This is a genomic window from Streptomyces sp. NPDC002793 (assembly GCF_040295485.1).
GTDB lineage: Bacteria > Actinomycetota > Actinomycetes > Streptomycetales > Streptomycetaceae > Streptomyces.
This window is the reverse complement of the sequence record NZ_JBEOVL010000044.1, coordinates 29,844-43,052: the sequence shown is the minus strand read 5'-3', so window position 1 is coordinate 43,052 and position 13,209 is coordinate 29,844. Positions and strand designations below refer to the sequence as shown.

General features: G+C 69.0%; 12 protein-coding genes. 5 read left to right on the top strand and 7 right to left on the bottom strand.

Features of this window, described 5'->3' with window-relative positions; translation table 11 throughout:
• Nucleotides 1-45 precede the first annotated feature (45 nt).
• Nucleotides 46-945, bottom strand: coding sequence for a hypothetical protein (locus ABT001_RS30000; RefSeq protein WP_351283912.1), 900 nt, complete (start codon nucleotides 943-945; stop codon nucleotides 46-48).
• A 320-nt stretch (nucleotides 946-1,265) separates the two neighbouring features.
• Between ABT001_RS30000 and ABT001_RS29995 the strand changes: the two genes are divergently transcribed.
• Together ABT001_RS29995 and ABT001_RS29990 are read left to right on the top strand one after the other, a co-directional pair.
• Nucleotides 1,266-2,312: a zinc-dependent alcohol dehydrogenase gene (locus ABT001_RS29995; protein ID WP_351283909.1), complete on the top strand. Its 1,047-nt coding sequence runs from the start codon at nucleotides 1,266-1,268 to the stop codon at nucleotides 2,310-2,312.
• A gap of 120 nt (nucleotides 2,313-2,432) precedes the next feature.
• The gene (locus tag ABT001_RS29990) at nucleotides 2,433-3,122 is read left to right on the top strand and encodes a hypothetical protein (RefSeq protein ID WP_351283906.1); all 690 of its coding nucleotides are present in this window, start codon (nucleotides 2,433-2,435) and stop codon (nucleotides 3,120-3,122) included.
• 41 nt (nucleotides 3,123-3,163) lie between these two features.
• Here ABT001_RS29990 and ABT001_RS29985 read toward each other — a convergent pair whose 3' ends face one another.
• The 3 genes from ABT001_RS29985 to ABT001_RS29975 form a co-directional block, all read right to left on the bottom strand.
• Nucleotides 3,164-4,054, bottom strand: coding sequence for an alpha/beta fold hydrolase (locus ABT001_RS29985; protein ID WP_351283903.1), 891 nt, complete (start codon nucleotides 4,052-4,054; stop codon nucleotides 3,164-3,166).
• Between the two features lie 209 nt (nucleotides 4,055-4,263).
• Entirely contained in the window at nucleotides 4,264-4,767 is a 504-nt protein-coding gene (locus ABT001_RS29980; RefSeq protein ID WP_351283900.1) for an LGFP repeat-containing protein, read from the bottom strand.
• Between the two features lie 41 nt (nucleotides 4,768-4,808).
• Nucleotides 4,809-5,498 (bottom strand): peptidoglycan DD-metalloendopeptidase family protein, encoded by a 690-nt coding sequence (locus tag ABT001_RS29975; protein ID WP_351283898.1) that lies wholly within the window; start codon nucleotides 5,496-5,498, stop codon nucleotides 4,809-4,811.
• Between the two features lie 341 nt (nucleotides 5,499-5,839).
• Between ABT001_RS29975 and ABT001_RS29970 the strand changes: the two genes are divergently transcribed.
• The gene (locus ABT001_RS29970) at nucleotides 5,840-6,550 is read left to right on the top strand and encodes a peptidoglycan-binding protein (protein ID WP_351283896.1); all 711 of its coding nucleotides are present in this window, start codon (nucleotides 5,840-5,842) and stop codon (nucleotides 6,548-6,550) included.
• A 32-nt stretch (nucleotides 6,551-6,582) separates the two neighbouring features.
• Here ABT001_RS29970 and ABT001_RS29965 read toward each other — a convergent pair whose 3' ends face one another.
• The 3 genes from ABT001_RS29965 to ABT001_RS29955 form a co-directional block, all read right to left on the bottom strand.
• On the bottom strand, nucleotides 6,583-7,806 hold the full coding sequence (locus tag ABT001_RS29965; RefSeq protein ID WP_351283893.1) for a hypothetical protein: 1,224 nt from the start codon (nucleotides 7,804-7,806) through the stop codon (nucleotides 6,583-6,585).
• Between the two features lie 62 nt (nucleotides 7,807-7,868).
• Nucleotides 7,869-8,633, bottom strand: coding sequence for a peptidoglycan-binding protein (locus tag ABT001_RS29960; RefSeq protein WP_351283890.1), 765 nt, complete (start codon nucleotides 8,631-8,633; stop codon nucleotides 7,869-7,871).
• Nucleotides 8,634-8,683: 50 nt separating this feature from the next.
• A complete protein-coding gene (locus ABT001_RS29955; RefSeq protein ID WP_351283888.1) occupies nucleotides 8,684-9,550 on the bottom strand; it encodes a peptidoglycan-binding domain-containing protein in 867 nt (288 codons plus the stop codon).
• Nucleotides 9,551-10,064: 514 nt separating this feature from the next.
• Between ABT001_RS29955 and ABT001_RS29950 the strand changes: the two genes are divergently transcribed.
• Both ABT001_RS29950 and ABT001_RS29945 read left to right on the top strand, forming a co-directional pair.
• Nucleotides 10,065-11,528: a hypothetical protein gene (locus tag ABT001_RS29950; protein ID WP_351283885.1), complete on the top strand. Its 1,464-nt coding sequence runs from the start codon at nucleotides 10,065-10,067 to the stop codon at nucleotides 11,526-11,528.
• Between the two features lie 61 nt (nucleotides 11,529-11,589).
• Nucleotides 11,590-13,170 (top strand): hypothetical protein, encoded by a 1,581-nt coding sequence (locus tag ABT001_RS29945; protein WP_351283883.1) that lies wholly within the window; start codon nucleotides 11,590-11,592, stop codon nucleotides 13,168-13,170.
• The last annotated feature ends 39 nt before the right edge of the window (nucleotides 13,171-13,209 follow it).

Here is a 13,209-nt window from a genome sequence, read left to right as displayed (position 1 = left end):
CGGACGACAGCCACAGCTAACGATGGTCCTGGGGTGTGCAGTTGGCTACTCGGCCGGGGTCATCCACAGCTCCACGTCGGTGAGGATCAGCCGACCCGGCCGCTGAGCCGCGCTGTCCGGGACGACGGCCCGTACCAAGGGCCGGTCGCCCTTCTCCACGGTCACCTTCGTGCCGTCGAACTTGGGCGACTCGTCGCTGACGACCGACCGCAGCTCGGCTTCCAGGCTCTGGGCCGCCGCATCGTCCTTGACCACGAAGCAGAGGATTTCGGTGTTCTTGGCGGCGGAGGTTGCCTGCTGGCCGAGGGCTGCCAGGCGTACCGGGTCGGAGGGGTCTAGCGGGTTGAAGTCCGCGCGATAGACGTCGCCCAGACAATCGGCCGCGCGCCGGTAGTCCTTGTCGTCGGCCAGGGAGGAGCCGTCCTCGGGGGCGACGGCCGCCATGGGGTCGGAGTCCCGGGTGGAATAGGAGATCTCGCTCTCCGAGACGTGGAGCGTGGCGCCCGGGCCCCCGTGACGCGCCCAGACCTCCTGGCCGTCCTTCTCGCTGCGCGTGTAGCCACCGGACTTGAGCGACTTGATGATCGCCGGTGCGTCGAACGAACCCACCCAGTGCCCGGCCTCGTTGGTGTCGATCGCGGTGTCGATCTGGGACTGCCTGAATTGCTGCCCCAGGGGCTGGTACGGATTCAGCAGGGGACTGGCGGGCTGCGATACGGAGGTGAACCGCTTCGAGTCGTTCTTGCTCAGTTCCCGGACGCGGGCGGCATCGACGAAGGTCACCTGCTTCTTCCCGCTGTCGGCGGAGAGGTTTCCGAGCCATGTGAGCAGTTCGGAGCCGCCGTCACTGTCGTCGGACCCGGACGAGCAACCGGTGGCCGCGGCAAGAAGGACAGTGGCGAGAGCGGCGGCGCCGACGGCTGACCCGCGTGCTGGTATGCGCATGACCAGGGAGCGTATACCGATGCCCGGCGAACGACACGCGTGCGAGCGAAGCCCGCCCGAGGGCCGGGGCAGCTTCTGGCGGATGCTTCGCCGAGCAGAGTGTTGCAGCCGGTGAGCAGCACGTGCTCCCACTGGGGTTCGCGTTCCTCCGGCGTCTGCGAAGCCCCGCACCCGGTTCGCCGCGTCGAGGCGCTGCCGGACGCCTCGCCACGACCGAGGGAGGGGGCGACTTCTGCTCTCTTGTCGTGCTGATGTTGGATAACTGATGTTTGCCGGAATCATCAGGAGTCCGGCGCCGACCACTGAGGAGAGTGCTGGTCATGAGTGCTGAGGACCGGTATGTGCGGGTGTCCGGGCCACGGGAACTGCAGGCGATGGCCGAGAGCGCGGAAGAGCGGCCCGCACCGGACGGCGTGGTCGTGGACATCACCTACTGCGGCGTCTGCGGCACGGATGTCCACGGGTACACCGACGGGCACATGCTGCCGCCGGCCGTCTTCGGTCACGAGTGGACGGGCGTGATCAGCGCCGTCGGTGACGAGGTGACCGGGCTGAGCGTCGGGCAGCGCGTGGTGGGCGGGGTCGGACCCGCCTGCGGCCGGTGCCGCCAGTGCGCGGCCGGTCACGCGCGCCAGTGCGAGCTGGTGTTCGCCGAGGCGAACGGCGTGGACGAGGCGGCTCCGGCTCACGGGGGCTTCGGGACGCGGGTGCGGGTGTCGGCGCGCAGGGTCATCCCCGTGCCGGACGGTGTCACCGACGTCGAGGCGGCTCTGGTGGAGCCCGCGACCGTCACCTTCCACGCGGTGCGCCGGACGGCGATGGAGCTCGGTTCCGTCGCCGTCGTCCAGGGCGCCGGGCCGATCGGCCTGCTGGCCGCCCAGCACGCGCGCAACGCGGGCGCCGGACGGGTCGTCGTGTCCGAGCCGTCGGCCGCCCGTCGATCCACGGCCGAGAAGCTCGGCTTCCGCGACGTGGTGGCTCCGGAGCAACTCGCCACAATGTTGATGGAGATCACCGACGGGCTGGGCGCCGACGTGCTCTTCGAATGCACCGGTGTCCCGTCACTGCTGCAGCCCTCGGCCGAGCTGGTCAGGCGCGGAGGCACGCTCAGCCTCCTCGGCTACCCCATGGCCGAGTCGACCGTCAGCTACGCGGACTGGCAGACCCGGGAACTCACCGTCATCGGATCGCTGGCCTACAACCACGAGGACTTCGTGGGGACGCTGCGCGCCATCGCGGGGAAGCGGCTCGACGTCGCCACACTGCACACGGGCACCATCGGGCTGTCCGACCTCGGTTCCATGCTGGACGAGCTCGACTCGGGCAGCAGCAGCCACACCAAGGTGCTGGTCGACCCCCGGAAGTGACCCGCGCGTACGCCCGGTTCACGCGCAGGGGTGGTGAGCTCTCCCCGCTTCCCGAGATTCGCAATGATCAAGTATCTTGATCATTGAAATAGTTTCTGCGGTGCCTATGGGGAGTCCTGAGTGTTCTCGTTGATGTTCGCCGTGCTCGCGGCCTCACAGCTGTGCCTGGCGGTGGCCGCGGGGCGCCTCTGGCGTGCGACACCGGGTCTACCGGGCGCCGTCCCCACTCTCGTGTGCTCCGCGCTGCTCTGGGACAACGGTGTGATCGCCGTGGGGAGTATGACGGGAGCGGGGCCCCTGCTGGAGGCGGTGAGCGTCCCCCGCTTCGTGGCGCACGCCCTGCTGACACCTCTGCTGGTGCTCTGGTCGCTCTCGGTGGCGGATCACGCGGGGCTGCGACAGGCGCGGCGGACGTGGGTGCGGGGGGCCGCCGTCGGCCTGACGGTCCTTCTGGTCGCGGCGGGCGTGCTCCACGACGTCCTCGGCCTGTCCCTGCGTGCGGAGCGGTGGGCGGACACCCTGCGCTACGTGAACGACGCCACGTCACCGGTGGGGCCCCTGCCCGCGATCATCACCGGGCTGGTGGTTCTCGCCGTCGGCATCGTGCTGTGGCGGTGCATCGGATTCCCCTGGCTCGCGCTCACCTCGGCCGTGATGGTGGTGGTCTCCGGAGCGGCCACACAGATACCCGTGCTCGGCAACGCCGGGGAAGTGGTCCTCGGCGTCGGGTTGTTGCTGACCGTCCGCAGGCTGGTGCCCGGGCGCGCGGAGCGGCGTGCCGAGACCGGACCGGCTGCCGCGCGCCCGTAGCCGCGGACCCTGGGGGCACCGCTGAGCGGCAGTCGACAGCGTCAAGCGGTGCGGGTGTGGTCCTCGACCCCGGTGTGGTCCAGGATCGCGGCGGTGAGCGGGGCGAGGACCTCCCGGGGTAGCGCGTGCCCCATTCCCGGGATCTCGACCGTGCGCGCCCCGCGGATCACCTGCGCGAGATGCTGTGGGTGCGGGGGAGGGAAGACCGGTTCGGCCGGAGCCGAGATCACGAGGGTGGGTACGTCGGTCGTCGCCAGTTCCTCGGTGCGCAGCATGCCAGAACTGTCGGCGCGGCCGTGAGCGGTGCTGGAGTGGTGGTGGCCGGTGTGTTCGATGATCCTCCGCTCCAGCTCGCGGGCGCTCTCCGGGTCGAAGGGGAGCTGGTCGCCGGCCAGTGCCCGCCAGTGGGCGACGCGGTCGTCCAGCTCGCCCTCCGGGCCGCGCTCCTCGGCGGGCCGGGCCCAGATCTCCAGCACATGGGGAGCGATGCCGGGCAGTTCCTCGGGCGGGACGCGTGTGCCGTCCGGTTGGACGTACGGGGTGGTGCTGAGCGCGGACGTCCCGATCAGGGTCGCGCTGAGCAGGCGGTCCGGATGATCGGCGACGAGCAGCTGGGTGAGCATGCCGCCGAGGGACATGCCCACGACGTGGGCGCGATCGACGCCCAGGCCGTCCAGGACCGAGATCGCGTCCTCGGCGAGGTTGGTGACGGCGTAGGGATGCCGATCGAACGCCCAGGTGGACCGGCCGGTGTCGCGGTGGTCGTAGCGGATGACCCGGTGGTGCGAGGTGAGGGTGTCCACCAGCTCGTCCGGCCAGCCGAGGCCGGAGGTCTGCGCTCCCATGACAAGGAGGAGAGGAGGTGCGTCGATGGAGCCCCGGTCTTCCGCCCAGAGGCGCACGCCGGGTGCCGCGTCGATGAAGTGGTCCATGGTGCTCCTCCGGTGAGAGACAGGCAACGAGTAAGCCGAGACGTATCGTCTCGTGTTAAGCGTAGCGCGTCTGCGTGGCCGGAGCAGGTGAACTCGTCGCCGGAGCCCCGCCCTCGCGGCGTTCGAGCCGGACAGCGGCCGCATCCGCTCGGCCATGGGCGACCAGAAGCCCGGTCTCCTGGTGCGCCCCGTCAGTCGAGTCGGTCGAGTCAGTCGATGGGACTGCTGGGGTGGGCCACGGCGCCGCCGGACGGTGTCCAGCTCACATGGCCGTGCTGGAAGCGGTGGGAACGGTTGTCCCCCGTGCCGGTCTCGTCGGTGGTCGGATAGCCCAGTGAGCCGCGCTCCCAGCCCAAGGACGACCACAGGTCCCTGATCGCGCCGTGCACTTCATGGGCGCCGGTCTGCGGCGTCCAGTAGATGGATCCACCTTCGAAGTGGTTGAAGCGGCCTACGCCGTCGGGGCACACCGTCTCGTCGGTGAGCGGGTAGCCCAGGAAGCCTCCCGATCCGCCCGCCTGCGCGTAGCGCACACGGATGTCTCCGTGCACCTCGTGGGCACCGGTCGCCTGGGACCAGTAGATCGACCCGTTCGCATAGTCGCGGGACGACCCCCGGCCGTCGGGATTCGGCCCCTCACCGCTCCCTGCGCCGGCGTCAGCAGGCGGTCCGATCCACTGAATCTGCGCCCATTTCTCGTCGATGGCTGTCATGACACCTCGACCTCCACTGGTTGTCCGTTGTCGTGCTTGCTTCACCACTGAGGTTTCGCGACGCTCCCGTAGGACCAGGCGGGGCCCTTCGACATCTCGAAATGAAGGTGCGGACCGGTGGAATTTCCGGTGTTCCCGACCTTGCCGATCTGCTGACCGGCCGTCACGGTCTGCCCCTCCTCGACCTGCAGCGCGGACAGGTGGCAGTAGGTGTAGACGTGACCGTTGTCTCCGCGCAGGCCGATCCACGAGCCATAGGCACCGCCCTTGGAGTTGGACCAGGCGATGGTGCCGGAACGTACCGCTACGACGGGGGCGCCCGAGGGGGCGGCGAAGTCGTGGCCCGTGTGCCGGCTCACGCCGTCGGGCTTCCACGCATACGGACCACGGGAGTAGAAGGGGAAGGAGACGCCGTGGCCGGGAACGGGTGAGGGGACCTTCCTGCCACCGGCACCAGCCTGTGCCGTCCTGGGCGGTGCGCCGCTGCAATCCACGGGGAATCCGCTCAGCCGGCCCAGTTCGGTGAGCGACGCGCAACCGGGGGTACCGTCCGCGTCCGCTCCCTTGAATCCCTGGGCGGTCTGCTCCGCGGCATAGGCCGTTCTGGTCTGGTCGCCGAAGAGGCCCGTGGCTCCGTCCGGAATGCTCCTGCCCCGCGCGATCAGCGCCTCCTGCACGGTGCGTACGTCGTCGTTGGAAAGGCCGTACTGAACCTTGGTCAACATCACCATGACCGGTACCCCGCATCCCTCGGCAGCACCCGCAAGTGATCTGTGCGGTGAACGATGGTGCGCATTGATCGCGCCATTCCATTTTATGCCCCGGACAGGGTTCGCGGCCAGCGCAGTTGAGGTCTTCGAGGGACAACCGGGCCGGTGGGGCGCGTGGTTAGCACTGCTCAGAAAACCTGGCTGCATGGTCTGTTAGTCGCCGGGGGAGCGGAATCTCCCGAGGACTGGGCACCGTTTGCGGCAATTCTCCGAGGTGCCAGGATGGACTGAGGGGGGCAGGGTGCGGCATGCACCGTGACCTGTCATCCTCCATATCCTCGCAGCGGATGAGGAGTCGAGTGATGGTACTGCTCAGGAACACCCAATTCGGCAAATCCAACGAGGACGTCCGTGCGGTCCAGCAGGCACTTATCCTCCGGGGCCGCGACATCGTGGACGGCGCCACCGGGTACTTCGGTGAACAGACCAAAGCGGCCTATGCCGCGGAACAGCGGGCCCAGGGATACACCGGGGCCGACGCGGACGGTGTTCCGGGCTGTGCCTCGCTCACCGAGCTGGGCAAGGTGGCCGGGTTCGAGGTGGACTGCGGCGTCGTGGCCGCCACCGGTCGGATCGCGTTGGACCAGGTCACTTTCGACGACCCGGACGACAACTCCGGGCAGGCGGCCATGGACACGTACGCCGCGGAGGCCTGTGCCCTGACGGGCATGGACCCCCGCTTCGGTGTGCCCGCCCTGCGCACCATCAGCAAGCGGGAGTCCGCAAGCAACGACCCGCGTCGGCGGGTGAACACGGTGGACTCCAATGCCCGGGGACGGATCGTGTCCGACGGACACCCGCTCAACTGCTCCCGTGGCGCCACCCAGTGCATCCCCACTACGTTCGCGGCCTACCACCAGACGGGGACGGCGCAGACGCCCTACGACGTCGTCGCTTGCATGTGCGCCACCATCAACTACGTACGAGACCGGTACGGCGTGAGCCGTGACGGCTCCGATTTCGCCTTCCGGGTGCAGCAGGCCGACCCCGGAAGGCCGCCGCGCGGCTACTGAGCCGTGCGGCGGCCGGCGCCCCGGTGGAACAGCTACTTGACCGGCACCGGTGGCGCCTGCGGCGGGCCGGGCGGTGCGCCGGCTGGCCCGCGTACCGCGTCGAGGAGTGCCTGGCCCTGGCTGTCGATGTACCGAGTGAACAGCTGCTGGGAGTAGCCGAACACGATCGCCCACGCGATGATCTGAGCGGTGGAGTCCAGCGAGCTCAGCCCGGGGACGAAGCCGCCGCGCATGAGGAGCAGTCCGAGGACCGCCGTCAGGGCTCCGGTCGGCAGTTTGAGGAGAGCCAGCACCACCGGGACGTCGTACGGGAGCGAGGTGCCCCTGATGCGGCGCAGGGCCGCTGCCGCGGCTATGGCTGCAGCCACCATCCCGATCGCCTCGATGACCAGGTAGTCCGCGTCGTTCGCGACGTTTCCGATCACGCTGCTGGGAATCGGTGCCTGGGCATCGATCAGCTCGCTGTTCGTCGGGCAGACGACGTTGACGCCGCCGTCCACGTCCGGCGTGAAGCACATGGGCACCAGTGATTCCCAGACCACGGTGGCGACGGCGATCGCGAGCACGGCGATGGTGAGCCCGATCGTGACACCGGCGACGACATGGACGAAGCTACGCACTCGCAGCTGTTCCTTCCGGAGCATCTGTCGCGCGACACTCACCGTTTCGGCGAGCAATGCGCGTTCGCCTGGGCGCAGGGTGTTCTCCGTGTCGAGTTCCAGCCTGCGCGCGATCTCGGTGACGCGCACCCTTCTCGGGTCGGTGGCCTGGAGGTGGTCGTCGACCAGGGCGACGATCTGGGGAAGCAGCGCCTTGATGTCGTCCACGGACGCCATCCAGACCATCAGGTTCAGCGCGGCGTCCACATGCGACTGCGCGACGCCCAGATGCGCCCCGCGCCTCCTGGAGGGGTGGTCGAGGTGGGCGAGCGAGCCCCTCGCCTCCGTCAACTCCGCGCGGGCGTTGGCGGCGTACGTGGCCGCCACGTCGCGCCGCTCGGGGTCGGCGGCCGCGCTGGTCGCCAGGACCTCCACCACGGCGTCGAGTTCGGTGATCCGTGCCCGCAGCGCCTCCTTCTGCTCCCACGGGCCCATCTCCGCGCGCGCTTTCTGCCGTGCGGAACCGCTCTTCGTGCCCGCTCCGGCCGTCGAACCGGTCGGAGGGCGCGCCGGATGTCCTGGTCCGCCACGGGTTTCGGCTGTCCGGCGCGTGCGGTCGGCATTCCTCCGCGCCGCGCCGAGTGTCCACCTGGTCATGGGATTCTCCTCGCGAATGGTCCGCCGGTGGTGCCTTCGGGCCGAGGGACCCAGGGTGTCTCTCAGGGTGCCCCGTCGGCCGCGAGGCCCTGCGCGGCCAGCGCCTCGACGAGGGCCCTACGGGTGTCGGGGCCGACCACGCCGTCCGCCCGCAGGGCGTGCGCCTGCTGGAACGCCGTGACCGCGGCGCGCGTGCGGGGCCCGTCCTGGCCGTCCGCCGGCCCGGGATCGAATCCGAGTGCGGTCAGGGCCTCCTGGACCCCACCGAGTGAGGCCAGGTGATGGACCTTCGGCCCCGCTTCGGCGCCCGGTGCGGGCGGTGACCCGTCCTGGGTGAAGGTGACCGTGGTGACGCTCGTCGGCGTCGGGCACCGCAGGAACAACTGGTAGAGGTCGACGCCCTGGTACCGGCCGTCGGGTGCTCCGCCGATGATCTCGACGAGTGCCATGTGAAGGTGCGGTGTGATGCCTCCGAAGGACAGCACGCTGCCGAGACGGTCGCCCCGGGAGATGTCGGTCTGGGCCCCGAGTCCCGCCGGCACATCCTTCATATGGGTGTAGAAGGCCCCCATCATGTCGTTGTGGGAACGCACGAAGAACTGCGCCCCGTAGACCTTGCCGTTGTCGGCCGCCGGGTCGTGCGGGCTGTACTTGGTGATCCGGCCGTCGAAGGCGGCATCGATCTCGCTGCCCTCGGCGGCACCCAGATCCATGCCGTACTGGATGTACCACTCCGGTGGCTGGTGCCCGCCCTGCCCCGGCCCCCCGAGCCCTCCCGTGAATCCGGACGCGATGGGGCCCGAGAGTTCGATGTCGAATGTGCTCATGACTCACTCGTTCCTTGTGTCTGTCCGGCGGGGCCGCACGACGTCCGGTGTCACACGACGGTGCGGCCGAGTTCGGTGACGCGCGTTCCCAGCACGCTCACCGTCGCCGGGTCGTTCCAGGCACCGTTCGGATCGAGGCCGTTGTCCCCCTGGAACGCCCGAACCGCGCCCTGGGTGCTTGGCCCCTCCGCGCCGTCCTGGGCGCCCGGGGAGTAGCCGAGGGCGAGCAATGCGCCTTGTACGCCGAAGACGTCGGCCAGCGACACCGCCAGCCGGTCCGCCGGGAGGCCCCGCTCCTCCACCGTGCCTGCCAGGAGGAAGTGGGACCGGTCGAGCTTGTTGCGGATCCGTATCGTCCCCTCGTCCGGGGTGAAGTGGCACTCGTCGGCGGCACCGCTCCAGTTCCGCGCCTGGACGTGACCCTGGAGCGTGGGAAAGCGGAAGGCCGGACCCAGTGCCCAGCACATGCTCAGTGTCGCCAGCTGTGCGTTGGCCGGCCAGGACCCGAAGTCGGCGAACTCCGGGCGTCCGACGAGGAACGACTCCATCTGGTCGAGCTTGGCGAAGACATGGCGATCTATCTCACCGTCCTCCAGGCGGAGCGCGGTGAGGGGCTCGAAGGCGCGGTGCCCCTGGGACGCCAGATCGAGGCGGGACTTGACCGCGTCCCAGTCGGCCGCCACCTGGTCAGGGGTGGCCGGGGTACCGGAGGTGTCCCGCCAGCCCAGCTCGGTGGCCAGCGCCAGTGACGCGGCCCGTTCGCCTTCGGTGGGCGCGGAGTCGGCGCGGACCGTCTCGTCGATCTTGTTGCCGATTCCCGTGCTCACCCAGCCCTTCTGGTCCAGGTACATGAAATTGACGCGCCCTTCGAGCGGGTCGTTGAATGCGATCCATTGGTCCCGAACGGTCTGATGCATGACGCCCGCCTTTCCGCGCCACCTGGTGGGGCGAGGAGCCGTCGTTCGGTGGCCGGCGACGTCCGCCCCGGCGGGAAGGTTCGGCTGACTCGTCCGACGAGATCGCGACCGTGGACGAATTGCTCTGCCCCCAGACTCCCGCTCCACGGACGGTCGCGCAACTCGGCCGGGTAGCACGGAAGTCACGTCCTCGTCTTCCCGAACTCGATTTACCTGCAAGCGATCTGTGCGGCTCTCATTCCTCGGGGTCATGATTCCATGAATGACGTAGAATCGCAGATGATGGACGGTAACATGGCGCCTCTGTCGCGTAATTGAAGTCTGCACAAATTGTTCCGGCGCGGTTTCTGCCTCCTTTCGGTTCGTCTTGACGGATGTGACCCATCCGGTGAAACTGAAGAAGATGACCCTCGAACCTGCCAAGTGAATGCGGATTTCCGGGCCGTCAGCCGGGCGAGGTGAGGAATCCTCGCGCGCCGTGTTCCCGTTTCCACCAGCTGATCGGGAGGCCGTCGTGGCACCCACGCTCCAACAACTCGGCAGTACGTTCCGGAACACCATGTATGACACGCTCTGCGGCGGCGATGGCAGTCTGCCGCCCAGTAAGTCGTCCTTCATCACCTGGTGTATGCCCGGACTCCCCTATCAGGAAGGAGACTTCGACTTCGCGGCCAACGGCCTCGGCACCGCGCCGACGGCTGAGGCGGAGAAGACGATGCTCCAGCACGCCTTCAACTGGGCGATGCAGGTCGACTTCCTGCCCGACCCGAAAGCCGCCTACACCAACGACAAACAGCAGGGGGTCTACCGGAACGAGGCGGGACTGCGTCTGAGTGAGCTCTACGGCCAGATCCTGAAGTTCTCGAAGGTCGCCAACCATGAGCTGACGGAGGAGCAGAAGGCCAAGCTCGAGGAGTTCCGCAACCTGCTGCGGACGAAGCGCAAGGTCAAGGACATCCTCACCAACGAGGAGAAGGAAGTCACCGAGGACTCCCCGCTGATGCAGATCTACCGCCAGAAGATGCGTGACTTCGTCACCGCTCGGCTGGCGTACAACGCCAAGCGTGTCGCGGCAGCGGCCGCGTCCGGCCCCGAGGGAAGGGGAGCGGTGGCCGACTGGGCTTCGAACGCCCAGCTCTACCTGATGCAGGCCAGGGCCGCGGAGGAGGACTGGAGCTCCGTCGGGCACCGGAACGACGTGGACCGTATCCACGCCTACATCAACCAGGTCACGGAGAAGTCGCTGACGCTGTGGAAAGCGCGTCTCCAGTCCTTCTTCGACGACGCCCTCGCCAACGCGACCTCGCCGGGACAGCGCTTCTACTACACGACGCTGGCACCCGGTAACTTCGCGACCGCACCCGGCTGGTCCGGGTACGGCCTGACCCACAGCATGGTCGACACGACCTCGCATTCGGAGACCACGTCGTGGTCGGCCGGCGGTGACGTCGCCTGGGGCTTCTGGCACGCGGGCGGCGACGTCAGCAGCACCGAGACATCCTTCGACTCGACCATGCAGACGGAGGACTTCGCCCTGTCGTACGAGATGACGCAGGCGCAGATCATCCGGCCCTGGTTCTACCCGGAATTCCTCGTCAACAAGGGATGGACCCTGCGGAAGGGCGAGGGGTGGATGTTCGACCAGATGCCGTCGGACGGTGCGCTGCCGCCGACCGGCATGTTCGTCGGCTACCCGATGCAGGCGGTGTTCGTCCGCAACGTGACGATCACCTCCCAAGCGTTCCAGTCGGCGTACCACCAGTACAGCAGTAAGTTCGACGCCTCCGCACAGGTGGGCTGGGGACCGTTCACGCTGAACGGCAGCTACGGCCACGCAGAGAGCGGCCACCACTTCCACACCGAGAGCGACGGGGCCACGCTCCGGGTTCCGGGCATGCAGGTCATCGCGTTCGTCAACCACCTGCTGGGCAAGACCCCGGACCCACTGCCGGACCTGGCCGAGAGCGACTTCGTCTGAGTCCGCGGTGTCACGGCGGTCGCACCGCCCGAGGAGTGCGGCAGCCGTGGGAGGAGGAATCATGCCCCAGATCACGCCGGAAGGCGTGGACGCCACCGCCGTCTCGGCGGTGGCGTCCAGAATCCGCGAGGTCACCGCACAGGAGGGACGGGTGGTCAGCGTTCCCCCACTCACCATCGGGTACCACGCCGACGCGCTGCGCTTCGCGGAGGGGGCCGAGATGAGCCGGGAACAGGCTACGGCCGCCGCCGAGTTCTCCGAGTTGGTGAACAGGGTGCCTGTCACCGGACCGGTCTGGTCATGGGAGGGGGTCGACCACCTGTGGGATGTCTACTTCGACGTCCTCGGTGCCGATCTGGCCGTCCACACCCGCACGGCTGACGAGGACCGGCGCTACCGGGAGGCGCAGCGGATCCTCCATGAGGAGGTCGGCGGAGCGTCCGTGCCTTCCGAGACCTATCTCGCCTATCAGAGCTGCCGGCATGCGGTGCTGACGGCCCGGACCGCGCTGGCGCAGGCCCGAGGGAGCGCGAAGGAGCGGGCGCTGAAGGAGGCGGTCGAGGCGGCGGAGCAGGAGTGGCTCGTGAAGGGCGGGCGCCAGGTCGTCGAGGCCGCCCTGCACGATCTGAGCAGGCTCGGTGACAAGGACCCGGCGCAGACCTGGGCCGCGTACCGCGCTCAGTTCGACCCCAGCCCCGACTCCCTGCACTGGGCCACGGGCCTCGACGGCAGCCGCTACGCGGTGACCGGGTTCGCGCCGTCCGCCATGTTCGACCAGCCGTGGCCCGAACTGCGCATCGACCGGTCTGCGCTGCCGACCACCACAGCGGACATCGACTCCCTATCGTTCGAATACGCGCTGGTCAACGTCGTCCGGCCGTGGCTGGATCCGGCGATGCTGCGGTCCCGGGCCTGGCGGTTCCCCACGGGAGAGACGCCCCTGTCCGACGGGGCCGATCCCCCGGTGGGCAGGTGCACGTCGTACGTGGAGTCGGTCGTGCTCGCCCGGTCCCTGCGTGTGGTCTGCGGACCCCACGCCCACGGAGGCCCGGCCCACGGCGCGGAAGCCGTCGGGCTCGGCTTCCTGGAGCCGGAGGCCGCCACACTCGTCGCGTCGGAGCAGGCCGTGGAGGGGCTGGTGGATGCTCCGCCAGAATTCGTGCCGACCGAGGAGACCGAGCGTGTGATGGGGCACTACGTGTTCCCCGGAAGCGTCGATCCCGCTCCACAGCCCGCCGTCGAGGACCCCGCCGCAGCGGGCCTGACGGTGCGTACGACACCGGCCGACACGGTGCTGCTCGTCGCCTTCCTGCTGCGGCTGCTGCCGAAGTGCCCCGATCCGGACCCGGCCCTGCGCTGGGGAGAGCCCGAGCCGCCCCGCCCGAGGCTGAAGTCGGTGGCACTGGCGAATGTCCGCTACGGTGCGAAGAACGCGGATGTGCGCGTCGTCCAGAGGGCCCTGATCGGTCGCGGCCGCACCATCAAGGCCGGAGCCACGGGCTTCTTCGGAGCCGCCACGAAGGCCGCCTACGCCGCCGAGCAGCGTGCCCAGGGATATCAGGGGAAGGACGCGGACGGAGTCCCCGGATGCCTGTCGCTGACGGCTCTCGGGGAGGCGAGTGGCTTCACGGTCAAGTGCTGATCGGCGGCGGACCTGGTCCGGCCGGGCGCGCACGAACGA